We start from the raw sequence: 21,127 nt of genomic DNA, 5'->3' as shown, positions 1-21,127 counted from the left end.
GTTTCCTGATGTGAATCTCGATTTCTCCCGAGGAAACCGCGCGGGCATTACCGAGCCGTTTCCCGCACGGAAGCAGCCTGTTGCCAACTACCGGGCGGGGCCGCCCGCGACGTAGGGCCGATCTCCTGTGATGAATATGGCGTTCTCAATTATCGAGAGGTAGCCTCTCACTTGATCGTCACAGCTCGTTCCGTCTCGTCAACGTCTCGCCGGGGAGGCCGTCATGGCAGGTACGATGCAGGGCAAGGTCGCCGTGATCAGCGGAGGTTCGACCGGCGTGGGGCGGGCCGTCGGGGCGCAGCTCGCCGAGAACGGGGCGCAGGTGGTGCTGCTCGCCCGGCGTGCCGACCGGCTGGAGGCGGCCGCGCGGGAGATGACGGGGTCGGTGTTGACGATCCCGACCGACGTCAGCAGTGGCGACAGTGTCCGTGCCGCGTTCGCTCAGGTCGAGGAGCGGTTCGGGCGGGTGGACATCCTGGTGAACAGCGCCGGCGTCGCCCGCATCCGCGCCATCGAGGACACCGCCGACGAGGACATCCACAGCTGTGTCGGCACCAACCTCCTGGGCCCGATCCACACGATCCGCTCGGCGGTGCCGCTGCTCCGGGCGGCGGGAGGTGGTGACATTCTCAACATCTCCTCCGAGATCACGCTGGACCACATGCCGCTGATGGCGATGTACGCGGCGAGCAAGCACGGCCTGAACGGCTTCACCGCCGCGATGCACAAGGAGCTGCGCGGCGACGGAATCCGGGTCGCCCTGGTGATCCTCGGCTCGATCTCGGACAGCGCCTTCATCGAGAACTTCCCCGGCGAGGACCGGCAGCGCGCGGCGCCGATATGGGAGGCGGACGGGTACCTGACCAGGGTGGGAGCCATGAAGCCGCTCCCCTCGGCGACCGTCGCCCGGGTCATGTTCCAGTTGCTCAGCACCCCGCCCGAGGTCGTCCAGGACGTGGTGCACATCCGTCCGGCGGGCTGAGAAAACCCCCGTACAGTCCACACGCCGGCCAAACGCCAGCCTTGGGCACCTCATAAACCGGCCTTATGAGGTCATAGACCGGACCCGCATACCGACTTAGGCATGCCTTAGTTTAGGCTTCCCGTCGAGTCGCTTGTTTTCGCTCGAAGGGAACCTGATCATGCCGCGCCCCCTGCGGGTAGCCATCGTCGGAGCCGGCCCCGCCGGGATCTACGCCGCCGACGCCCTGCTCAAGTCCGAGGTGGCCGCCGAACCCGGCGTGTCCATCGACCTCTTCGAGCGGATGCCCGCGCCCTTCGGCCTGATCCGGTACGGCGTCGCTCCCGACCACCCGCGCATCAAGGGCATCATCAAGGCCCTGCACCAAGTCCTCGACAAGCCGCAGATCCGCCTCTTCGGCAACGTCGACTACCCGACCGACATCAGCCTGGACGACCTGCGCAGCTTCTACGACGCGGTGGTCTTCTCCACCGGCGCGACGGCCGACCGCGACATGTCGCTACCGGGCATCGAGCTCGAAGGTTCCTACGGCGCCGCCGACTTCGTCTCCTGGTACGACGGCCACCCGGACGTCCCGCGCACCTGGCCGCTGGAGGCCGAGAAGGTCGCCGTTCTCGGTGTCGGCAACGTGGCTCTCGACGTGGCCCGCATCCTCGCCAAGACCGGCGACGAACTGCTCCCGACCGAGATCCCGCCGAACGTCCACGAGGGCCTCAAGGCCAACAAGGCGCTCGAAGTCCACGTCTTCGGCCGGCGCGGCCCGGCGCAGGCGAAGTTCTCCCCGATGGAGCTGCGGGAGCTGGACCACTCCCCCAACATCGAGGTCATCGTCGACCCCGAGGACATCGACTACGACGAGGGCTCTATCACCACCCGTCGCGGCAACAAGCAGGCCGACATGGTCGCCAAGACCCTGGAGAACTGGGCGATCCGCGATGTCGGCGACCGCCCGCACAAGCTGTTCCTCCACTTCTTCGAGTCCCCGTCCGAGATCCTCGGCGAGGACGGCAAGGTCATCGGCCTGCGCACCGAGCGCACCGCGCTGGACGGCACCGGAAACGTCAAGGGCACCGGCGAGTTCAAGGACTGGGATGTCACCGCGATCTACCGCGCGGTCGGCTACCTCTCCGACAAACTCCCCAAGCTCCCCTGGGACATCGACTCGGGCACGGTCCCGGACGAGGGCGGCCGGGTCATCCAGGAGACCGGCCAGCACCTCCAGTCGACGTACGTCACCGGCTGGATCCGGCGCGGCCCGGTCGGCCTGATCGGCCACACCAAGGGCGATGCGAACGAGACGGTCGCCAACCTGCTCGACGACCACGCCAACGGCCGTCTGCACACGCCCGTTTCGCCCGACCCGGAGGCCGTGGACGCGTTCTTCGCCGAGCGGAACGTCCGCTTCACCACCTGGGACGGCTGGTACCGACTCGACGCCGCCGAGAAGGCGTTGGGCGAACCGCAGGGCCGCGAGCGCGTGAAGCTCGTCGAGCGTGAGGACATGCTCAGGGCGAGCGGCGCCTGATCCGCGTTCCCGTACAGCTGAAGTCGAGGGGCCCGGTGGTCGTGACCGCCGAGCCCCTCGCGCATGTCAGCGCACTCCCCTCCCGTACCGCGCGAACACGGTGTGTCCCGCCTTCTCGATGTCCAGGCACTCAAGCTGGACGGGCGGGCCGCCCGCAGGGAAGAGCCGTTCGCCGGTGCCGAGGACCGTGGGGAAGGTGATCAGCCTGTACTCGTCGACCAGGTCCTCCGCCATCAGCGTGCGGACGACGGGCAGGCTGCCGATGACGATCACGTCCCGCTCCTCGCGCTTCACGGCGTCGACGAGGTCGCCGTCGAGGACGCTCGAATTCGCCCACGCCGACACATCGGTGAGGGTGCGGGACGCGACCAGCTTCGCCCCGGCGTTCATCCGCGCGGAGAACTCGTCGTCGCGGCCCGGCCACAGCCGCGAGAACGCCTGCCAGGTCCCGCGTCCGAGCAGCATGACCCCGCCGTCGAGGATGCTGCCCAGCCGGAACTTGTCGCCGCCGATCTCCGCACGGCCGTAGCGGAGGATCCAGCCGCCGTCCGGGGTGCCCTCGGACCCGTCGGGGTCGGAGACGACCCCGTCCAAGGTGCTGAACTGAATGACGATGACGCTCATGATGGGTGTCCTTTCGGTCGATGCTCACCCGTACGTACCGGTGGCGTCGGCCGAACTCATCGCCGCGAGCGGGGTCAGTTCACAAAAATCCGTTGGGGCAGGTCGAAGGCGTCCAACACCTGCGGATCGGTGAAAACGACATTGCGGGTGATGCGGTCGCCGGTGACCGCGAAGACCTGGAGGCTGTGCAGACGGTGACCGCCCGCGGGGTCCTGTGCGTACGCGGCAAGCGCTGGTTGCCCGTTGGCGACCAGGCGCCTCAACGCCCAGTCCGTTCCCCGGAGTTCGAAGACCCTGCGCATGAACGCGCCGTAGTGCTCGGAGCCCCGGAACCAGAGCGGGACCGGCGGCATCTCCAGGACCACGGCGTCGGCCAACAGCCGTACCAGGGCGGGGACATCGGCCGCCTCGAACGCCCGCAGGTAACGGTCGACGACCTCGCGTGCCTCGCGGTCGTCCGGTTCGGCGATCGCGTCGCCGTCAGCCACGTCCGTGAGGGCGGCGCGGGCGCGCTGGAGTGTGCTGTTGACGGCGGGGACGGTGGTGTCGAGCTGGTCGGCGACCTCGGCGGCGCTGAACTGGAGCACCTCGCGCAGCACGAGCACGGCCCGCTGGCGCGCGGGCAGCCGTTGCAGGGCGACGACGAGGGCCAGCCGCATGTCGGCGCGGGCCTCCATGTCGTAGCGCGGGTCGGGAAAGGGCTGTAGCCAGGGGATGTCGGTCGCGGGGGTGAGGGGTGTCCCGGGGTCCTCGCCCCGTGCGCCGAGGCCGGACGGCAGGGGGCGGCGCGCCCGTCCTTCGAGCGCGGTGAGACACACGTTGGTGGCGATGCGGTACAGCCAGGTGCGCACGGACGCGCGGGCGGGGTCGTACCGGTCGCGGGCCTTCCACGCGCGCAGCATCGTCTCCTGCACCAGGTCCTCGGCCTCGTGGAACGAGCCCAGCATCCGATAGCAGTACGCCACCAACTCGCCCCGGTACGGCTCGAAGTCCACCCATCCATCATGGCGTACGGGCCTGTTGACGTCCCCCGGTGTTCTCTCTCCTCGAACCCCCGTTCCGCGGCCGCCTGCGCGACGCGCGCCGGATCCTCGTCGCCGGCGCGGGCGGCGGCTTCGACGTCTACGCCGGGCTGCCGCTGGCCCTCGCGCTGCGTTCGGCCGGCAAGGAGGTGCACCTCGCGAACCTGTCCTTCGCCGATCTGTACGGCCTCGACCAGGATGTGTGGGTGGACCAGGATGTCGCCGCCGTACGCCCGGACACGGAGGCCCGGGGCGACTACTTCCCCGAGCGGTCCCTCGCCCGCTGGCTCGACCTGCACGACATGTCGTCCACGGTGTACGCGTTCCCGCTGACCGGTGTGGGGCCGTTGCGCGACGCGTACCGCACGCTGATCGGGCATGTCGGCGGTGTCGACGCCGTCGTGCTGGTGGACGGCGGCACCGACATCCTGATGCGGGGCGACGAGCACGGGCTGGGCACGCCGGAGGAGGACATGGTCAGCCTCGCGGCGGTGAACGGGCTGGACGAGGTGCCGGTGCGGCTGGTGGCGTGCCTCGGGTTCGGTGTGGACGCGTATCACGGGGTCAACCACTCGCTGGTGCTAGAGAATCTGGCCGCGCTCGATCGTGAGGGTGCCTGTCTCGGCGCGTTCTCGCTCCCGCGCGAGAGCCGTGAGGGGCAGCTGTACCTCGATGCGGTGGCGCACGCCCAGGAGTCCACGCCGGACCGTCCGAGCATCGTCAACGGCTCCGTCGCCGCGGCCGTACGCGGTGACTTCGGTGACGTCCGTTTCACCGAACGCACGCGCGGCGCCGAGCTGTTCATCAATCCGCTGATGGCGCTGTACTTCCGCGTGGACGCACCGGGGCTCGCACGCCGGAACCTCTACCTCGACCGATTGGAGCGGACCGCCCTCATCCGCCAAGTGAGTTCGCTCATCGAGGAGTTCCGCGACGAACTGCCCCGGCAGCGGCCACCGCGCGCCTATCCCCACTGACCGAACCGAGCAACAGGCGTCCGCCCGTGCCCGCGAGGAGCAGGCCGGTCAGCATGCAGAGGAGGCCGAGGGCGGGTCCAGACGACCAGTTCACGCCGGACGCGCGGAAGGCCAGCACTACGGCCGTGGCGATCGCCGTACCCGGAAGTGCGAGCAGGGCGGGGCGAGTTCGGTCGAGGTCACCCTCGGCCAGGGCACCGAGGACACCGACGCCCAGCGGAGTCGGACGCGGCGGCGGTGGGTCGGCCTGCGTGAGGTGCTGACAGGTCAGGGTGACCAGCACGGCCACGCACAGGAGCCCCAACGTGAACAGCCAGCCGAGGCTGAACAGGACGGGGACGATCGAGCCGCCGCGCGCGATGTACAGCCGGTCTGCGTTGAGCAGCGTCACGGCGAACAGCCTGATGAGCACGATCCCCAACGGGTAGACCGGCGTACGCACTTCCTCCCACCGGCGTGCCCTGCCGACCGTGAACAGACCCGGCGCGGTGCCCAGCATCGCCGCGCCGATCAGCCCCGGGCTCACGGACTCGGGCGAGGGTCACGCACCGAAGACATGGCCGGTGAGACTCACGGCTGCCAGGAGTCCGCCGATGAGGAGGCTGACTACCGCAACGGCGGTGGCCAGCATGGCGACTCCGGCCGTGAGCGGACGTCCGCCCACCAGTGTTTTCGTCATGTGCGGCCCTGCGCAACCGGCGCGGGCAGAGGGGGCGTTGGGGCGGAGTCCGCGAGCGCACTCCGCTTCAGCAGTTCACGGCCGTACATCACGCGCAGGCTCACGACAGTCGTCGCGGTGAACGCGAGCATGCCGCAGCCGATGGCGACCCCGGCGGAGAGCGCCGTCAACCGGTCGAGTCCCAGGGCGTGTTGAAAGACCGGAGCCGCACCGACCGACAACACCGGCGCCAGGCACAAGGCAGTCAGGTGCAGCCGCCATTCCTCCCGCGCCCAGAGCCGCCCCTGACGTCCGGCGCGTCGGGCGTTGACCGCCATCACGGCGTAACTGACCGTGTAGGGAAGGAGATAGGCCCACAGCAGTCGCCGCCCAGTCGCACCGAAGTCGAGATATGAACGCCCGATCCACAACAGGGCGACCGCACCGGCGAGTTGCGCGACGACGAGCACGGGCAGCGGTGCCCAGGAACCCGACACTCCCTCCACCGTCGTACGGCGGTCCCGCGTACGCGAGGCGATCAGCGCGCCGAACACGACCACCGAGCCCAGGTGCGTGATCGCCACCCGGTTGATCTGTTCCATGGTCAGGCCGGGCAACAGCCGGGGCAGGAAGCCCCATTCGAGGCGCAGCAGTGGTGCGGTGAGGAGGAAGCCGTAGCAGAGGAGCATCCAGCGCTGGTGCAGGTCGGGGAGTCCGCCGATCGCGGCGAGGATGCCGAAGGTCACGCTCAGGACGGTGCCGACCAGGAGGGTGGCGAGCACGATCCAGAACGCGGGGCCGCTGAACGCGTCCTCGGGGGCCGTGCGCGCGAGGTAGATACCGGCGCCGGCCATCGAGACGTACACCGTGACCGCGAAGACCACGCCCAGCGCGCGGTGGAGGCGGGTGCGTCGGCGGGCGGCGGTGAGGAGTTGGGCGGGGCCGAGGAGTATGAGGGCGCCGCCGAGGACCGAGTGCACGATCATCGGTACGAGGCTGTGGCGGTAGGGCGCGATGCGGCCCGCGAGGGCGTCGGTGACGTAGTGCGGGGAGACGACGTGGCCCATGACCCATTCGCCGAGGGCGGGGGCGCCGGGGCGGGCGTACGGCCAGAGTTCGGTCATGGCGATCGGCGCGTAGGCCAGGCACACGACCGTGACCGCGATCATCGTGGCGCGGCGCCAGGTGCTGTTCGTCGGACGGCGCACGGCGGCCCCCTGCCGGCTCAGGGCCTCGGCCCGGCCCTCGATGGTCTCGTCTGGACTATCGAGACGGTAGAGGCGGCCGTCGTCGGGGTCAACGGTCCTGCGCGCGTTCGTCGCGGTGCCGCACCCACTGCCAGAAGTCGACCATCATCCGCTCGTACCGGATGCCGAACTCCAGCGCCTCGGTCTGTCCCGGGGTCAGCAACTCACCCACGCCGTCGGCGAGTTCCTCGTAGCCGCGCAGGGTCTTCTCGTGCTCGCCGAGCTGGACCGGGGCGAGGACGTCGGGCCGGCCGCCGAACCACAGCTTGAGAATGCCGCGCTCCCTGGCCTCGACCGGAACGAACTCCGGGTCGTCCAGCCAGCTCCGGAAGATGGACCTGCCCTGGCCGGTGAGGGTCAACACCCGGCGGTTACGGCCGCTTTCCTGCCGTACCTGGGACAGCAGGCCCGCCTCCAGCAGCCGGTCGCACTGGGCGTACACCTGCGCGTGCGGCACCGACCAGAACGGCGCGACGGTCCGCGCGGCCTCCGTCTTCACGTCGTACGGGCTCGCCTCGCCGAGTTTGTCGATGATGCCGAGGACGAGGAAGGAGGAGGTGGTCAGCCGCGCGTCAGACATGCGCCGACCGTATCGCGGTGTCGAACGAATACTTGGGGTCCGCAAATGATGTGAACTGCCCCACGACGGGTAGTTCTTAACTCAGCTAGCCCTTAACTCAGCGCCTCTTCCGCGTGAACACCTCCACTCAAAGGAACTGTGGTCTTGGCTCTCGCGTACCCTGACGCCCCGTCAGCCCGTCGACCCGGGCGTACCTGGACTATTCGCATCACAGGTCACCGCGACCGTACCGCCTCGGTCAGCTGCTCCTCCGGGTGCGGCATGCCCGCCCGGTCGCGCGACATCGCGGCCCTGCGCCGCTTCGCCGAAGCCCATGCGGCGGCCCACGTCAGAGCGGCGACCGTACGCCCCGACGCGGCCTGCGGCTGCCGTCGGCAGCGGTGCGCGGCCCACGAGGGGACCCGGGTCGACTGCTCGGGCTCGGTACTGCTCGTGCTGCGCCACGATCCCGCGGTCGGCCAGGTGTGGACCCTGGCCGAGGTCTGCGCGGCCTGCGCCTCGCTGATGACGCACACCCGCGTCGTCGGCAAGCCGCTGCCGCGCACCCGGCCGCCGCGCGAGGAGACGGTCGTACCCCTTCAGGCGCCGCCCCCGACGAGCGCCCGGTCGGTACCGGCCGGGTTCAGCGCGCCCCCGCCCGAACCGGGCGCCGCGTCCCGGCCGGGTGCCGCGACCAGGCGTCGGGAACGGTGAATTCCGGTGGCACACGGAAGGGACCCGCCCCGAGCGGATGGTGGGCGGGTCCCGTCCGCCCCACCATTCTGCGGACAGGTCCACGTCAGAGGCACGCGTGAAACCCGCCCGCCCGGAGTGAACCGATCACACCCCGCGCGTAAGCTCACGCGGTATCCCAGGAAAAACGGGCATACGAGACTCTACGACCCTTGCTCGACCCCCCGCTTGACCCGCCAAGATCTCCGACGGTGATACTGGTGGGTCAGCACCGCCCCCGCCCGCAGATTGGCCTATGTCGAACTCCTCCACAGCTTCGCCCACGATCCCCCACACGGTGTGGCTGGCTCGCGGCCGCCACGTCGGGTCCGCCGACGCCGCGGATGTCGTACGGCGACAGCTGCAACGGCTCAAGGACCGCGAGGTCATCGACGACCACCTGGAACCCGACGAGGACCAGGATCGGCAACCCGACCCCGGTCAGGATCAGGTTCACGGTCAGGTCCATGATCCGCTCGACCAGGTCTTCGAGGCGCGATGGCGGGTCGAGGGGACGGTGACCGTACGGGCACGGCTGACGCTTCCGCATGTCCCCGAGCCCGGCACCGGTTCCGCCTCCGCCGCCTCCGTCTCGGCGGAGGGTCAGGAGTGGGTCCTGGTCGCGGAGGCCGAGCGGGTCTGGGATCCCCGGTGGCCCTCCCCCGCGACCATGTTCTGGCCCGAGGACCCCGGGAGCGCCGACGCCGGCTGGGACCAGGTGACGGTTCCGGGGCTGCGCTTCGGGCAGGTCAATCCGCTGCCGTCCGACGAGAAGGAGCTGCGGCGCCTGTTCCGTAGCTGCGCGCAGGACGGCTGGAGCATCCACGTCGTCGTGCACGAGGCCATGACCCCGGACGCGCACGGCCGGGAACCCCTGGCCCGGCTGCTGCCCGCGAGCCTCCGGCACCGCGTGGTGGAGCACCGGGCCACACCCGATCAACTACGGTCCGTCAACTGGGCGTTGCTGCGCGAGTTCGACTTTCAGGTGCCGCGCGGCGGTGCCGTGGTGCTGCCCACCAGTCCGGTGGCTCCCTCCTACGACGTGCGCGAGTTCTCCGTGCGCAGCGTCTTCCTCGACGGCTCCGAGCCCACGGAACTCGTCGACGTCCTCTGTCGCTACGCCGCCTCCGCGCGCCCCCTGCCGGACGGCGGCCAGGAGGCCGTCACCGCGCTGCGCGAGCAGTGGAAGCTGATGACGATGGACGAGGAACTGGCCCGGGAGCGCAGGCTCGTGGCCATGTACGCCGAGGCGCTCGAAGCGATGACGAAGTCCCGGGACCTGTACCGGGAGTCCGCGGACCGGGCCAACGAGGCACTGGCCGCACTGCGCGACTCCGCCGGTGCCGCCATGCCCGGGGCCCCGTCCCAGCCGGGCGGGTCCCCGTTCCAGCGGACGTTCGGTCGGTTGCGGGGCGCGACGAAGGCGCTGCGCCCCGCACCGCCGACCGACAGCGAGCAGGCCGATCCGCCGAGTGACAGTGGCCGCTCGGCCGAGGAGCGGTAGACAGTCGGCCTCGGGGCCAGGACAAACGTCGTCACGCAGATGACGTCCTGGCCCCTCGGTCGCGTCGAAGGCCTACGCAGCGCAACGCGGATGGTGAGAATCGACCACCAGTGGTGATCACCGCCCACGCGCCTCCCGAGCCCTCCGTCCTAGCTTGGGGGCATGCCGATGCAACCCTGGTTCCGCGATGCCAAGTTGGGCATCTTCGTCCACTACGGGATCTACGCCGTCGACGGTGTACCGGAGTCCTGGTCCTTCTACTCGGGCCAGGTCCCGCACGACCAGTACATGCGGCAGCTCGACGGCTTCACCGCCGCACGCTACGAACCGCGGGCCTGGGCACGGCTGTTCGCGCGGGCGGGTGCCAAGTACGCGGTGCTGACCGCACGTCACCACGACGGCGTGGCCCTGTGGGACACGGCCCACGGCGACCTGGACGTGGTCCGCCGCACCCCGGCGGGCCGCGATCTGATCGGGCCGTACGCGGAGGCGCTGCGCGAGGAGGGTCTCAACGTCGGCCTGTACTACTCCCATTCGGACTGGAACCACCCCGACTACGCCAGCACGGCGCACCCCCAGCCGTTCGACGAGGAGATCCGCGCCAACCCGTACGCCTCCGCACGGCCCGGCCACGAGGACCCGGCCGCGTGGGCGCGCTACCTGGCGTACCGCAACGGCCAGGTCGGCGAGTTGGTCGACCGCTTCCGGCCCGACCTGTTGTGGTTCGACGGCGAGTGGGAGCGCAGCGAAGAGCAGTGGGGCATGCGGGAGTTGGCCGAGCTGATCCTCGCCGGGAACCCCGACACCGTCCTCAACGCCCGCATGCTCAGCTACGGCGACTACGCGACGCCCGAGCAGGGGGTGCCGTTGCAAGCGCCGGACGGGCCTTGGGAGTTGTGCCTGACGGTGAACGACTCGTGGGGTTTCCAGCACGGGGACGAGCACCACAAGTCGGTGCGGCAGCTGGTGCGTTACTTCGCGGAGACGATCGGGATGGGCGGCAATCTGCTGCTCGACGTGGGCCCGAGGGAGGACGGGACGATAACGCCCGCGCAGACGGAGCGACTTGAGGGTCTCGGCGCGTGGATCGCCCGGCACTCCGAGGCCGTGTACGGCACGGTCGCCGGTCTGCCCGCCGGGCACCACTACGGCCCCAGCACCCTCTCCGCCGACCGCCGCACGCTGTACCTGGTGTGTTTCGATCCGCCGCGCGAGTCGGTGTCGGTGCGCGGCCTGCGTACGCCCGTCAAGCGCGTCACGGTCCTCGGCACCGGCGCCGAACTCGGCCACGACGTCACCGGCGGTCTCGGCGACGTGCCGGGCGTGACGTGGATCGACGCCCCGGGCGCGGCCGACGTCGACGAGTCGGCGACGGTCCTGGCGGTCGAGCTGGACGGGGAGTTGGACCTCTACAGGGGTGCCGGCCGGGATTGAGTCACGAGGTGCCGGCGCGAACCGCCCTGGGTGAAGCCCCCAGTTCGCGTCGGCACGCCTTGTTGAATGCCTGTAGATCGCCGATGCCGACGGCGGCCGCGATCGCCGGGATGGACAGGGTCGACTCGCGCAGCAGGTGCCGGGCGCGTTCCATGCGGCGGTGTCGGAGGTGGGCGACGACCGTGGTGCCGGTCTCGGCGCGGAACAGGCGGATGAGGTGGTTGTGCGAGATGCCGGCCGCGTGCGCCACGTCGGGGACGGTGAGTTGGGCGGCCAGGTTCGACTCGATGTGGGCCACCGCGAGGGCGAATGCCGGGTGGGGACCGGTGGTTCCGCCCGCGGCCGGGGTCGCCAGGTCCGCCACGCGCCACAGCACGGTCCACAACTCGGCTGCCGCGCGGGCGGAGTTGCGCGGTGCCGCCGCGAGCGCCCGATGCATCAGGTCGGTCAGCACCGGCGTCTGCGTACCGGCGTCCTGCATCACGGGCACGGTCAACCGCTCGCCGGCCGACGGGAGTTCCAGGTGGGCGAAGAGGTGCTCGGAGCGGCCCCGGTAGTGGAACCGCACCAGCGCGCCGGGCGGCACCAGGCTCACATGGCCGGGCCTGATCTCGTGTGCCACGCCGTCGACGGTCAACTCGGCCTCGTAGCGGTACAGATGGAGCTGCCAGAGGTCGGGGAGCCGGAACACGTCGCGCGGGCTCACCGTCCCGTGCACGCCGACGCCGAGGCTGGCCACGCGTGGTGGGGCGTCGAGGCCGATCCGTACATGGGTTCCGGTGCCGTTGGTCGCGCTCACGGTGAAAACGTACCAGTGCCCGACAAGGGGTCAACGGCTGTCAAGGCTCTTCGAAGCGTTCGGGTGTGATGTTCCCCTCGTCGGCCATACCGGGGCCGTAACCGGGCATCCGGATAGGGCACATGCCGTGCCGCCGTACCGGAAAAAGGGGCGCCAGTGGACTCGACCACGACCGTGATCGTCATCGTCGCGGTGCTCGCGGTGGTGCTGCTCGCCGTGGCCGTCGGAGTGCTGGTGCGGCTCGTCCGCATGCGGCGTTCCATGCGGCGCGCAGGGCTTCCGACCGGCCCCAAATGGGTTTTCTGGGGTGCCGTCCTCTACTTCGTACTGCCGACCGATCTGATGCCCGATCCCGTGTATCTGGACGACATCGCCGTACTTCTCCTCGCTCTTCGCACGATGCGCAACTCCCTCGGCGAGCAGGAGAAGGGGCTGCCGGGCGAGCTCGACTGACCCCGGTACGCGTGGCGCGCTCCTTACTCTGACTACGCAGAGTAAGGAAACCATTCACTCGTTCGATTCGTATAAGTCTCTGGAAGCAGACGGAAGTCAGCGGGCCAAGCGACCTCGCAGGGTGGCCACCGCTTGCACGAGGCAGTACCGACGAGGGAGAGACGATGCAACCGTTCGCGCTCAACTACGCTCGCCCGGCAGCACAGTTGGAGCTCAGCGCTCCGTACAGCTACGACTCCGGACTGCAGTTGAACGTGCTCGCCGACGGACGGGTCGCCGCCCATGATCTCGCTCTGCTGAGAGAACTGGGGACCACGACGTCCACCGCGGGATCGAAGACTCACTTCGACGACTGAACACGGAACGACGAAAATGACCGTCCTGGTCCTTACCTGCGAAGAGGACGTCACGGCGGACATGGTGGTGGTCCACCTGCACGCGTCCGGCGTCCCCGTGGTCCGGATCGATCCCGCCGACCTCACGGGCGGGGTCGCGCTGTCCGGTGAGTACGTGCACGGAGCCTTCCGCGGCCATCTGTCCGCCGGGGGGCGGCTGGTGAGCGTGAGCGGACTGCGGTCCATCTGGGTGCGCAGACCGGGCTCCCCGGCGACCCGCGCACCCCAGCCCTCCGCGTGGCTGACCGAGGAGGCCTCACAGGCGCTCTACGGCATGCTCCGCGGCTCCGGCGCCCGCTGGATGAACCACCCCGACGCGTCCCGCCGCGCCCGGCACAAGCCCTGGCAGCTGCGTCTCGCGCAGCGCAGCGGGCTGCCCGTGCCGGCCACCCTGATCACCACGTTCCCGCAGGCCGCGCGCGAGTTCTCGCGGCGCTTCCCGGACCTGGTGGTCAAGCCGATCTCCGGAGCCCATCCGCAGGACCCGCCCCGGGCGGTGCCGACGAGCCGGGTCGCGCCGGACACCGACTTCGCCGCCGTCGCGTTCGGCCCGACGCTGCTGCAACGCCGGGTCGCCAAGCGTGCGGACATCCGGCTCACCGTGGTGGGCGACCGGATGCTCGCCGCCCGTACGGCGACCGCCCCCGACCCCGACCCCGTCGAGGTCGACGTCCGTTTCGCCGTGTCCGCGCAGCCGTGGTGCCCCACCGAGGTCCCGCCGCGCATCGCCGAGGCCGTCCTCACCTACATGCGCGAGGCCGAACTGGCCTACGGCGCCTTCGACTTCGCGGAGGACGGCGACGGGACCTGGTGGTTCCTGGAGTGCAACCAGTCGGGCCAGTTCGGCTTCGTCGAGGCGGAGACCGGTCAGCCGATCGCCCGGACCATCGCGGAGTGGCTGGCCCTGCCCGCCGCCTCGGAACTGGAGGGCCTCGTGAACGGCTCGGACAGTGCGGTCGGTTGAGCAGTAACGGTTCGCCTGAGGCGGAAGGGGCGAGCGTCCTCGGTCAGGAGTGGCGCTCTGCCCCGTATGTCCCCAACAGGCTGCACACCGCGTCCTCCTCGACCGCGCGCACCTTGCGCAGCAGTTCCGGGTTCCCCGCCTGGTTCACCTGAGTTGTCAATGAGAAAGTGAGCGAGCGTCGGCCGTCGGGGGTCGCCGCGATCAACTGTGTGTAACCAAGGGTGTTCCCGGTATGTCCGAGGACCACCCCGCACCGGGTGTCGTAGCGGAAGAGCGCGAGTCCGGCGCTGTTGCGGCCGGGGCCGGCCGGTTCGGAGGCGCCGGGGATCCAGTGCCGCTGTTCCCGCACGGCCGCCTTCGAGGTGAGCGCCCCGGCGGCGTAGCCGCTGATGAACGCGGTCAGGTCGCGGGGCGAGGAGGTGATCCCGCCCGAGGCCCACACGCCCGACATGCCGATCGCCTCGCTGACGTCCTCCGGTCCGGACGCTCCGCCGACGGCGTATCCGTGCATGTACGGCTCCGGCATCCGGTACCCCTGCGGCAGGCTCGTGTCGCGCAGACCCAGCGGCTGGTACACGTCGTGGCGCAGCAGGTCCTCGTAGCGCGTGCCGGTGGCCGCCTCCGCCATCAGCGCTACGGCGATGTTGTCCGAGTTGGAGTAGCGGTACTGCGAGCCCGGCGTGAACCGCAGCGGCTCGCCCGCCACGAAGTCGAGCAGGCGCCGCGAGTCGAAGTGCCGGTGCGGGTCGGCCTGGATGAGGCTGCGGAAGCGGGTGCTCTCGCTGAAGTCCGGCAGGCCGCTGGTGTGTTGGAGCAGCTGGCGCAGGGTCACCTTCCGCCAGGCCCGGGGCTGGTGGGGCAGCCGGGTGCCGATCGTGTCGTCGAGGGTGAGCCGGTGCTGTCGTACGAGTTGCAGGGCCACCGCTCCGCTGAACGCCTTGCTGGTGCTCGCGGTCCGGGTGTGGTCGTTCGGTTCGAGCGGGCGGCCGGTGGCGATGTCGGCGGTTCCGGCGCGCAGGACGCGTTGTCGGTCGCCGTCGCGGAGGACGACGATCACACCGGGCGGGCCGTCGGGGGCGGCGACCAGGTCGTCGAGGCCGCGCTGGAGGGAGTGGTCGTCGGCCGCGGCGGGCGACGCGGGCACGAGGGCGCCCACGCAGGTGGCGACCAGCAGGGAGACAAGGCGGAGCGGCAGGGGCATGGAGTGTCCTGGGGGCTGTGGGGTCGGGGCACGACCAGAATCCGGGGGTCCGTGGGCGTCCGCGCGGGCGCGTGCTCCATACGGCCCCCTTCCCCTGTTCACCTCGCGCGGTGTTGCCCCGCGGGGCGTGCTGTGCCGTAATCGGATGACCCGTGGTTCGGATCTTGGCGGTGCCGTGCCGCGCCGGAAGGAGCGGCTGGGATGGACGCTTACGGTGCCGGGGACGGTGTCTCGGCCGCCCCGGGAGGGCTGCTGGACCTGTTGCGGGTCGCGGCGGTGGTGCTGGACGCCGGCGGGTACATCGGGCTGTGGAGTCCCGAGGCGGAGCAGTTGCTCGGCTACTCGCCCGAGGAGGCGCTGACCCAGCGCGCGGACCGGCTGCTGGTGTCGCCCGACGAACGGGTCCGGGCACGTGAACTGTTCGCCCAGGTCGGTACGGGCGCCCGCTGGGCCGGGGTGTTCCCGCTGCTGCACCGGGACGGCACGGAGCGGCTCGTCGAGTTCCGCACGATGCGCCTGCGCGACAGCCACGGTCAGCCGCATCTGCTGGGCCTCGCGGCGGACGCCACGACCGTACGGGGCGTGGAGCGGGACCTGGCCCTGTCCCACAGCCTGGTCCGTCAGACGCCGGTGGGCATCGCGGTGTTCGACACCGATCTGCGGTGGGTCGGCGTCAACCCGGCCCTGGAGCGCATCAACGGCGTCCCGGAGGACGAGGTCGTCGGGCGCCGGGTCGGCGAGGTGCTGCCCGGTCTGGACGTGGCTGCCATCGAGTCACGGATGCGGCACGTGCTGATCACCGGCAAGCCGCTGCTCGACCAGCAGACCGTGGGCCGGACGGCGGCCGACGTGGTGGACCGGGCGTACTCGGAGTCGTACCACCGCATCGAGGACGCGCAGGGCCGGGTCCTCGGGCTGGCGATGGCCGTCCTGGACGTGACCGAGCGGGAGCAGGCGGCCGCCGAGGTCGCGCAGGCGCGCCAGCACCTCTCCGTCGTGGCGGAGGCCGGGGTGCGGATCGGCACGACGCTGGACCTCCAGCAGACCGCCCGGGAACTGGCCGACGTGGCGGTCCCGCACGTGGCCGACCTGGCCGCCGTCGACGTACTGGAATCGGTCGTCACGGACGGCACGATCACCCCGGTGACGGAGGACTCGCAGGTCGAGTTCCGGGCACTGGCCGTCGCCGCCGGCTACCTGACCGACGCGATCCACGCGGCGGACCCGGTGGGCGAGTTGGCCACCTACGGCCCCCACCGCATCATCACCCAGTGCGTCCGCGAGGCCGGCCCGATCCTGGTCGAGCGGGTCGACCCGCCGATGATGCGCCGCATCGCCCGGGACGGCCGCGCCGCCCAGACCCTGCGCACGGCGGGCGTCCACTCCTACCTGGCCGTCCCGCTGATGGCCCGCGGCGAGGTCCTCGGCACGCTGAGCCTCTACCGCACCGTCAACGAGCGCCCCTTCGACGAACAGGACCGCGTCCTCGCCACGGAACTCGCCGCACGCGCCGCGATCTGCATCGACAACGCCCGCCTCTACGGCCGCGAACGCACCACCGCGCTGACCCTCCAACGCAGCCTGCTGCCACCGGCCCCGGCCAGGCAGGAGGGCCTCGACATCGCCGCCCGCTACCTCCCGGCGCTGAGCGAGGTCGGGGGCGACTGGTACGACGTGCTGCCGCTGGGCCCGGGCCGCACCGGGCTCGTCGTGGGCGACGTGATGGGCAAGGGCGTCCAAGCCGCCGCCATCATGGGCCAGTTGAGCACCGCGACCCGCGCACTGGCCCGGCTCGACCTCCCGCCCGCCGAGTTGCTGCACCACCTCGACGACCTCACCGGTTCCCTCGGCGACGCGATCGCCACCTGCGCGTACGGCGTCGTCGACCTCGGACGCGGCACCTGCGAACTGTCCAGCGCCGGGCATCTGCCGCCCGTCCTGATCCACCCCGACGGCGCCGCGGAACTCCTCGACATCCCCGGCGGAGTCCCGCTCGGCGTCGGCGGCGTGGACTTCGGAACCACCGAAGTCGCCTTCACCACAGGGGCGTTGCTCGCCCTCTACTCCGACGGGCTGGTGGAGAACCGCGGCGAGAACATCGATGTGGGACTGCACGCGCTGACACGGCTGTTGCAGAGTTCCCGCCGCCCCCTGGAGCAGACGAGCGACATGCTCCTCAACGCGCTGCGCCCGGAGCCCGACGACGACGTGGCGCTGCTCCTCGTCCGCGTCACCGGTTGACCTCTCCGGTCAGGCGCCCGTGGTCGATCCCGGGCGGATGATCATGAGGACGGTGACGGTCGCCCACAGCAGGTTGAAGATGCCGGTGAACATGGCGAGTTGAGCGGTCCCGGAACGCTCCACGGCCCGCTGTGCGCCGAGTTGCTCCAGGAGCTCGTCCTGGCGGGGCAGTACGAAGGCGATCAGAATGCCGGCCGCCACCGCGGTGAGGGTGATGGAGGCGATGAGCCAGCCGCTGCCCAGAACACCCATCGCGGATGCGGTCGCGAAGCCGAAGAGGGGCACCGCCAGTCCGACGGCGCCGTAGACACGGCAGATGCGATGCAGCAGTCGTACGGTCGTCACGCCCGCGTCGGGTCCGTCCGGGCCTGTGAGAGCGCGGCGGGCCGCCGGTGGGAACATGCTGGCGGCGACGGTCACGGGACCGACCGCGACGATGGCGGCCAGGACGTGCAGAGTGAGAAGGATCTTGGTCACCGGCCCAGATTAGGGACGTCCGGCGCGGGAGCACAGAGGCTGAAACGACAGGTTCCAACGGATTCTCGCCATTCCCTCTCACCAGTCTGTCGCCGCAAAAGACCATGTCATGACGCTGGCGGGAATCCGTCTATCGTGGTGTTCATGCACACCGTCGCGATCCTGGCTCTCGATCATGTGGTGCCGTTCGACATGGCGACACCGATGGAGGTGTTCGGCCGCACCCGGCTGCCGGACGGTCGGAACGCCTATCGGGTGCGGGTGTGCGGCGAGACGCCGGACGTGCGGACGGACGGGTTCGCGCTGCGGGTCGACCATGGGCTCGAAGCCCTGGTGGACGCCGACACCATCATCGTCCCGGGCCGCTCGGAGCGGGCCGCGCCACCCTCCGCCCGGGTGCTGGCGGCGCTGCGGGAGGCGGCAGCGGCGGGTACCCGCATCGTGTCCATCTGCGTGGGCGCCTTCGTACTGGCCGAGGCAGGGCTGCTGGACGGACTGCGCGCCACCACGCACTGGGTCGCCGCCGACGCGCTGGCCCGGTCCTACCCTCTGGTCGAGGTGCGGCCGGACGTGCTGTACGTCGACAACGGGCAGATCCTGACCTCGGCCGGGGCCGCCGCCGGGCTCGACCTGTGTCTGCATCTCATCCGGCGGGACTACGGCTCGGCGGTCGCCGCGGACGCGGCCCGGCTGTCGGTCATGCCGCTCGAACGCGAGGGCGGGCAGGCGCAGTTCATCGTCCACCAGCACCCGCCGGTCCCGCAGGGCTCGACCCTCGAACCGCTTCTCCAGTGGATCGAGGACAACCTCTCCCACGAGATCACCCTGGGGGCGCTGGCGACGCGATCGGGTATGAGCGAGCGGACGTTCAGCCGCCGATTCCGCGAACAGACGGGCAGCACACCACTTCAGTGGCTCCTGCGGGCCCGCGTACGACGCGCCCAGTACCTGCTGGAGAACAGCGACCACACCATCGAACGCATCGCCCAGCAGGCCGGGTTCGGCTCCCCCACCGCGTTCCGCGAGCGCTTCCGCCGGGTCGTCGGCACCAGCCCGCAGGCGTACCGCTCGGCGTTCCACGGCAGGGCGGTCCCCGAAGTGGCGTTCTCCTGACGGATCTACCGACGGCTCTACGCCGCGGCGCGGCCGTCCGCGACCACGCCTCCCGGTGTACTGCGCGCCGCCGCCAGCAGGGCGTCCGCCTTGACGATGGCTTCCCGGATGCCGGTGGTGCCCATCATCACGCAGAGGGTGTAGACGACGTCGTTCAACTCGGTGGCCGCCTGCGGTCGGTGGCGCTCCGCCTGGGAAATGCGCAGCACCGCGTATCGGGTGAGCAGTTTTCTGACGGCCTTCGGGTCCGGCACCAGCACGAAACGCCCCTCTCTCGCTTTTCGCTCCGTGTGCCCAGCCCGCGCCGATCCAACCAACCGGCCGCGAGATCCGGTCAGGCGACCTGCCCGCTGTGCAGAGCCGTGTACGCCCCGCCCCGGCGCAGGAGTTCGTCGTGCGTGCCGACCTCCAGGATCTCCCCGTCGCCCATCACGACGATCCGGTCGGCGCCCCGGACGGTGGACAGCCGGTGGGCGACCACGAAGGTCGTACGGCCGCGCAGCAGCCGGGCGAGGGCCTGTTGAACGAGGGCTTCCGAGCGGGTGTCCAGGGCCGAGGTCGCCTCGTCCAGGATGAGCACCTTGGGGTCGCGGATCAACGCCCGTGCGATGGCGAGGCGTTGACGCTGGCCGCCGGAGAGTCGGGCCCCGCGTTCGCCGACCAGGGTCTCCAGCCCTTGCGGCAACTTCTCCACGAACTCAAGGGCGTTGGCGTCGCGCAGGGCCGCGCGCACCGACTCCTCGTCGGCGTCGTCCATGCCGTAGGCCACGTTGTCGTGGATCGTGCCGTCGAAGAGGATCGACTCCTGGGGGACGACCGAGACGAAGCGGCGGTAGGTGCGCAGGTCGAGGGTGTTCATGTCGGTGCCGTCGAGGAGGAGTTGGCCGGTGGTGGGGCGGATGAAGCCGATGACGAGGTTGAGCACGGTGGACTTGCCGGCGCCGGACGCGCCGACGAGGGCGACCGTCTCGCCCGGGGCGACGGTGAGGGTGAAGTCGTGCACTGCGGGCCGGAGTTGGTCGTTGTCGTAGGTGTGGCCGACGCTCTGGAAAGTGACGGCTCCGCGTACCTCGGTGACCTCCGCCTTGCCCTCGTTGTCCTCCAACTCGGGGGCCTGGAGCACCTCGCCGACCGATCGGACCGATTCCAGGCCCTTGGTGATGACCGGGGCCAGGGTCGTGAGGGACGTGGTGGAGTTGGTGAGGGTGGTCAGGAAGGCGCTCAGCATGACGACGTCTCCGGCGGTGACTCCCCAGACGCCGTAGTACGACACCAGGGCCGCGCCGGCGAGGACCAGGACGCCGACGACGTTGAGGACGACCCAGGCGAGCGAGCCGAAGCGGCCGTTGAGGAGGTCGAGACGGTTTCCGGAGGTGAGCAGGCGGCGCAGGGTGCCGTCCATGCGGCGCAGGGCCTTGCCCTCCAGGCCGTGGGCGCGGGTGACCGGGATGAGGCGGGTCATCTCCGTCACGCGTGAGGACAGGGTCTCCACCTCGTGGCGGAAGTGCTCGTTGTGGGTGCGCAGTCGGGCCCGCAGCCGGGACACGAGGAGCGCGGCGACCGGTACGACGACGATGAAGACGGGCACGAACTCCGGTGTGCGGAAGGCGATGATGACCAGGCCGCCGGTGAGCACGGTGATCGCGCCGAGGCCGGTCTCCGCGGTCTGCTGGACCATCTGCTCGACCGTCTCCACGTCCCGCACGACCTTGGCCTGGAGGACTCCGGCGCTGACCCGGGAGTGGTAGCCGATGGAGAGCTGCTGCATGCGGGTGCACAGTGCGGAGCGCAGGTCGGTGCCCATGCGGCGGACGCTGCCGTAGAGGAGGCGGACGTAGAGCACGTGGAGGGGGTAGTTGATCAGCAGGATGAACAGGATGATGCCGGTGCTCGTCCAGAGGCGGCTGACCGGCTGGTGCTGGACGACGGTGTCGATGATGGACGCGGTGATCAGCGGGAGCAGCCAGATGGGGCTGTGCTTGACCGTGAACACGGCTACGGCCAGGGACAGTCGCCTTCGGTCGGCGCGGAAGAGGTAGGCGAGGGTGCGGATCGGGTGTTCGCCGCGGTAGCGGTGGTCGAGCGGTTTCTCCGTGGACGATGCCATCGGTGGTGGTCCTCCCCCTGCTCCCCCTGTGACCGGCTGGCCACCTGCGGCCAGGTGGCGGGCAAGCGCTTTCCGCCCTTGCCCGCCACCTACTACACCTCAGACATCAGGGT

Annotated in this window: 22 protein-coding genes; 11 read left to right on the top strand and 11 right to left on the bottom strand. The window is 70.4% G+C overall.

The genetic code is table 11. The annotated features are described in order from the left end of the window. Positions 1 to 223: 223 nt before the first annotated feature. Together OG194_RS45785 and OG194_RS45780 are read left to right on the top strand one after the other, a co-directional pair. Positions 224 to 982 carry an SDR family oxidoreductase gene (locus OG194_RS45785; protein ID WP_327406648.1) on the top strand — a complete coding sequence of 253 codons (759 nt, stop codon included), beginning with the start codon at positions 224 to 226 and terminating at the stop codon, positions 980 to 982. 160 nt (positions 983 to 1,142) lie between these two features. Further along, entirely contained in the window at positions 1,143 to 2,507 is a 1,365-nt protein-coding gene (locus OG194_RS45780) for an FAD-dependent oxidoreductase (protein WP_327406647.1), read from the top strand. Positions 2,508 to 2,573: 66 nt separating this feature from the next. Here OG194_RS45780 and OG194_RS45775 read toward each other — a convergent pair whose 3' ends face one another. Both OG194_RS45775 and OG194_RS45770 read right to left on the bottom strand, forming a co-directional pair. Then, a complete protein-coding gene (locus tag OG194_RS45775; protein WP_327406646.1) occupies positions 2,574 to 3,131 on the bottom strand; it encodes a dihydrofolate reductase family protein in 558 nt (185 codons plus the stop codon). Positions 3,132 to 3,205: 74 nt separating this feature from the next. Continuing rightward, positions 3,206 to 4,126, bottom strand: a complete 921-nt coding sequence (locus OG194_RS45770; protein ID WP_327406645.1) for a sigma-70 family RNA polymerase sigma factor — start codon at positions 4,124 to 4,126, stop codon at positions 3,206 to 3,208. A gap of 38 nt (positions 4,127 to 4,164) precedes the next feature. Between OG194_RS45770 and OG194_RS45765 the strand changes: the two genes are divergently transcribed. Then, entirely contained in the window at positions 4,165 to 5,130 is a 966-nt protein-coding gene (locus OG194_RS45765) for a DUF1152 domain-containing protein (RefSeq protein ID WP_327406644.1), read from the top strand. Here OG194_RS45765 and OG194_RS45760 read toward each other — a convergent pair. From OG194_RS45760 to OG194_RS45745, 4 genes are all read right to left on the bottom strand, one after another. Then, a complete protein-coding gene (locus tag OG194_RS45760; RefSeq protein ID WP_327406643.1) occupies positions 5,069 to 5,656 on the bottom strand; it encodes a hypothetical protein in 588 nt (195 codons plus the stop codon). The genes OG194_RS45765 and OG194_RS45760 overlap by 62 nt on opposite strands. Positions 5,657 to 5,671: 15 nt before the next feature. Further along, positions 5,672 to 5,809, bottom strand: coding sequence for a hypothetical protein (locus OG194_RS45755; protein WP_327406642.1), 138 nt, complete (start codon positions 5,807 to 5,809; stop codon positions 5,672 to 5,674). After that, positions 5,806 to 6,996, bottom strand: a complete 1,191-nt coding sequence (locus OG194_RS45750) for a DUF2306 domain-containing protein (protein ID WP_327406641.1) — start codon at positions 6,994 to 6,996, stop codon at positions 5,806 to 5,808. The genes OG194_RS45755 and OG194_RS45750 overlap by 4 nt, the downstream gene beginning before the upstream one ends. A gap of 88 nt (positions 6,997 to 7,084) precedes the next feature. Next, positions 7,085 to 7,615: a PadR family transcriptional regulator gene (locus OG194_RS45745; protein ID WP_327406640.1), complete on the bottom strand. Its 531-nt coding sequence runs from the start codon at positions 7,613 to 7,615 to the stop codon at positions 7,085 to 7,087. A 261-nt stretch (positions 7,616 to 7,876) separates the two neighbouring features. Here OG194_RS45745 and OG194_RS45740 point away from each other — a divergent pair, with 261 nt between their 5' ends. The 3 genes from OG194_RS45740 to OG194_RS45730 all read left to right on the top strand — a co-directional run bounded on the left by OG194_RS45740 (position 7,877) and on the right by OG194_RS45730 (position 11,264). Continuing rightward, positions 7,877 to 8,308 carry a hypothetical protein gene (locus OG194_RS45740; RefSeq protein WP_327406639.1) on the top strand — a complete coding sequence of 144 codons (432 nt, stop codon included), beginning with the start codon at positions 7,877 to 7,879 and terminating at the stop codon, positions 8,306 to 8,308. 274 nt (positions 8,309 to 8,582) lie between these two features. Continuing rightward, entirely contained in the window at positions 8,583 to 9,830 is a 1,248-nt protein-coding gene (locus OG194_RS45735; RefSeq protein WP_327406638.1) for a hypothetical protein, read from the top strand. A gap of 162 nt (positions 9,831 to 9,992) precedes the next feature. Further along, the gene (locus tag OG194_RS45730; RefSeq protein ID WP_327406637.1) at positions 9,993 to 11,264 is read left to right on the top strand and encodes an alpha-L-fucosidase; all 1,272 of its coding nucleotides are present in this window, start codon (positions 9,993 to 9,995) and stop codon (positions 11,262 to 11,264) included. A 1-nt stretch (position 11,265) separates the two neighbouring features. Here OG194_RS45730 and OG194_RS45725 read toward each other — a convergent pair whose 3' ends face one another. Further along, the gene (locus OG194_RS45725) at positions 11,266 to 12,063 is read right to left on the bottom strand and encodes an AraC family transcriptional regulator (RefSeq protein ID WP_327406636.1); all 798 of its coding nucleotides are present in this window, start codon (positions 12,061 to 12,063) and stop codon (positions 11,266 to 11,268) included. A gap of 156 nt (positions 12,064 to 12,219) precedes the next feature. On the opposite strand from OG194_RS45725, the gene OG194_RS45720 reads away from it, so the two are divergent. The 3 genes from OG194_RS45720 (at position 12,220) to tgmB (ending at position 13,875) form a co-directional block, all read left to right on the top strand. Beyond that, positions 12,220 to 12,516 (top strand): YkvA family protein, encoded by a 297-nt coding sequence (locus OG194_RS45720; protein WP_327406635.1) that lies wholly within the window; start codon positions 12,220 to 12,222, stop codon positions 12,514 to 12,516. Positions 12,517 to 12,680: 164 nt separating this feature from the next. Continuing rightward, positions 12,681 to 12,872 (top strand): putative ATP-grasp-modified RiPP, encoded by a 192-nt coding sequence (gene tgmA / locus OG194_RS45715; RefSeq protein WP_327406634.1) that lies wholly within the window; start codon positions 12,681 to 12,683, stop codon positions 12,870 to 12,872. A 16-nt stretch (positions 12,873 to 12,888) separates the two neighbouring features. Next, positions 12,889 to 13,875: an ATP-grasp ribosomal peptide maturase gene (gene tgmB / locus OG194_RS45710; protein ID WP_327406633.1), complete on the top strand. Its 987-nt coding sequence runs from the start codon at positions 12,889 to 12,891 to the stop codon at positions 13,873 to 13,875. Positions 13,876 to 13,918: 43 nt separating this feature from the next. Here the strand turns inward: tgmB and OG194_RS45705 are convergent, their stop codons facing one another. Continuing rightward, positions 13,919 to 15,076, bottom strand: a complete 1,158-nt coding sequence (locus OG194_RS45705) for a serine hydrolase domain-containing protein (RefSeq protein ID WP_327406632.1) — start codon at positions 15,074 to 15,076, stop codon at positions 13,919 to 13,921. A gap of 201 nt (positions 15,077 to 15,277) precedes the next feature. Here OG194_RS45705 and OG194_RS45700 point away from each other — a divergent pair, with 201 nt between their 5' ends. Next, the gene (locus tag OG194_RS45700; protein WP_327406631.1) at positions 15,278 to 17,317 is read left to right on the top strand and encodes a SpoIIE family protein phosphatase; all 2,040 of its coding nucleotides are present in this window, start codon (positions 15,278 to 15,280) and stop codon (positions 17,315 to 17,317) included. Positions 17,318 to 17,326: 9 nt separating this feature from the next. Here OG194_RS45700 and OG194_RS45695 read toward each other — a convergent pair whose 3' ends face one another. After that, the gene (locus OG194_RS45695) at positions 17,327 to 17,794 is read right to left on the bottom strand and encodes a hypothetical protein (RefSeq protein WP_327406630.1); all 468 of its coding nucleotides are present in this window, start codon (positions 17,792 to 17,794) and stop codon (positions 17,327 to 17,329) included. 144 nt (positions 17,795 to 17,938) lie between these two features. Here OG194_RS45695 and OG194_RS45690 point away from each other — a divergent pair, with 144 nt between their 5' ends. Continuing rightward, complete coding sequence (locus OG194_RS45690; RefSeq protein ID WP_327406629.1) at positions 17,939 to 18,907, top strand: GlxA family transcriptional regulator; 969 nt, start codon at positions 17,939 to 17,941, stop codon at positions 18,905 to 18,907. Between the two features lie 17 nt (positions 18,908 to 18,924). Here OG194_RS45690 and OG194_RS45685 read toward each other — a convergent pair whose 3' ends face one another. Further along, positions 18,925 to 19,167 carry a DUF5133 domain-containing protein gene (locus tag OG194_RS45685; RefSeq protein WP_327406628.1) on the bottom strand — a complete coding sequence of 81 codons (243 nt, stop codon included), beginning with the start codon at positions 19,165 to 19,167 and terminating at the stop codon, positions 18,925 to 18,927. 74 nt (positions 19,168 to 19,241) lie between these two features. Further along, entirely contained in the window at positions 19,242 to 21,014 is a 1,773-nt protein-coding gene (locus OG194_RS45680; protein WP_327406627.1) for an ABC transporter ATP-binding protein, read from the bottom strand. Positions 21,015 to 21,127: the final 113 nt, after the last annotated feature.

The sequence above is a fragment of the Streptomyces sp. NBC_01288 genome, assembly GCF_035982055.1.
Classification (GTDB): domain Bacteria; phylum Actinomycetota; class Actinomycetes; order Streptomycetales; family Streptomycetaceae; genus Streptomyces.
The sequence above is the reverse complement of the archived record's forward strand: the minus strand, read 5'-3'. Positions and strand labels throughout refer to the sequence as shown.

Bases quoted from the DNA above. Each gene is read 5' to 3' on its own strand.
- OG194_RS45785 (WP_327406648.1), top strand. From the start codon at position 224: ATGGCAGGTACGATGCAGGGCAAGGTCGCCGTGATCAGCGGAGGTTCG.
- OG194_RS45780 (WP_327406647.1), top strand. From the start codon at position 1,143: ATGCCGCGCCCCCTGCGGGTAGCCATCGTCGGAGCCGGCCCCGCCGGG.
- OG194_RS45775 (WP_327406646.1), bottom strand. From the start codon at position 3,131: ATGAGCGTCATCGTCATTCAGTTCAGCACCTTGGACGGGGTCGTCTCC.
- OG194_RS45755 (WP_327406642.1), bottom strand. From the start codon at position 5,809: ATGACGAAAACACTGGTGGGCGGACGTCCGCTCACGGCCGGAGTCGCC.
- OG194_RS45745 (WP_327406640.1), bottom strand. From the start codon at position 7,615: ATGTCTGACGCGCGGCTGACCACCTCCTCCTTCCTCGTCCTCGGCATC.
- OG194_RS45740 (WP_327406639.1), top strand. From the start codon at position 7,877: ATGCCCGCCCGGTCGCGCGACATCGCGGCCCTGCGCCGCTTCGCCGAA.
- OG194_RS45735 (WP_327406638.1), top strand. From the start codon at position 8,583: ATGTCGAACTCCTCCACAGCTTCGCCCACGATCCCCCACACGGTGTGG.
- OG194_RS45730 (WP_327406637.1), top strand. From the start codon at position 9,993: ATGCCGATGCAACCCTGGTTCCGCGATGCCAAGTTGGGCATCTTCGTC.
- tgmA (WP_327406634.1), top strand. From the start codon at position 12,681: ATGCAACCGTTCGCGCTCAACTACGCTCGCCCGGCAGCACAGTTGGAG.
- tgmB (WP_327406633.1), top strand. From the start codon at position 12,889: ATGACCGTCCTGGTCCTTACCTGCGAAGAGGACGTCACGGCGGACATG.
- OG194_RS45705 (WP_327406632.1), bottom strand. From the start codon at position 15,076: ATGCCCCTGCCGCTCCGCCTTGTCTCCCTGCTGGTCGCCACCTGCGTG.
- OG194_RS45700 (WP_327406631.1), top strand. From the start codon at position 15,278: ATGGACGCTTACGGTGCCGGGGACGGTGTCTCGGCCGCCCCGGGAGGG.
- OG194_RS45690 (WP_327406629.1), top strand. From the start codon at position 17,939: ATGCACACCGTCGCGATCCTGGCTCTCGATCATGTGGTGCCGTTCGAC.
- OG194_RS45680 (WP_327406627.1), bottom strand. From the start codon at position 21,014: ATGGCATCGTCCACGGAGAAACCGCTCGACCACCGCTACCGCGGCGAA.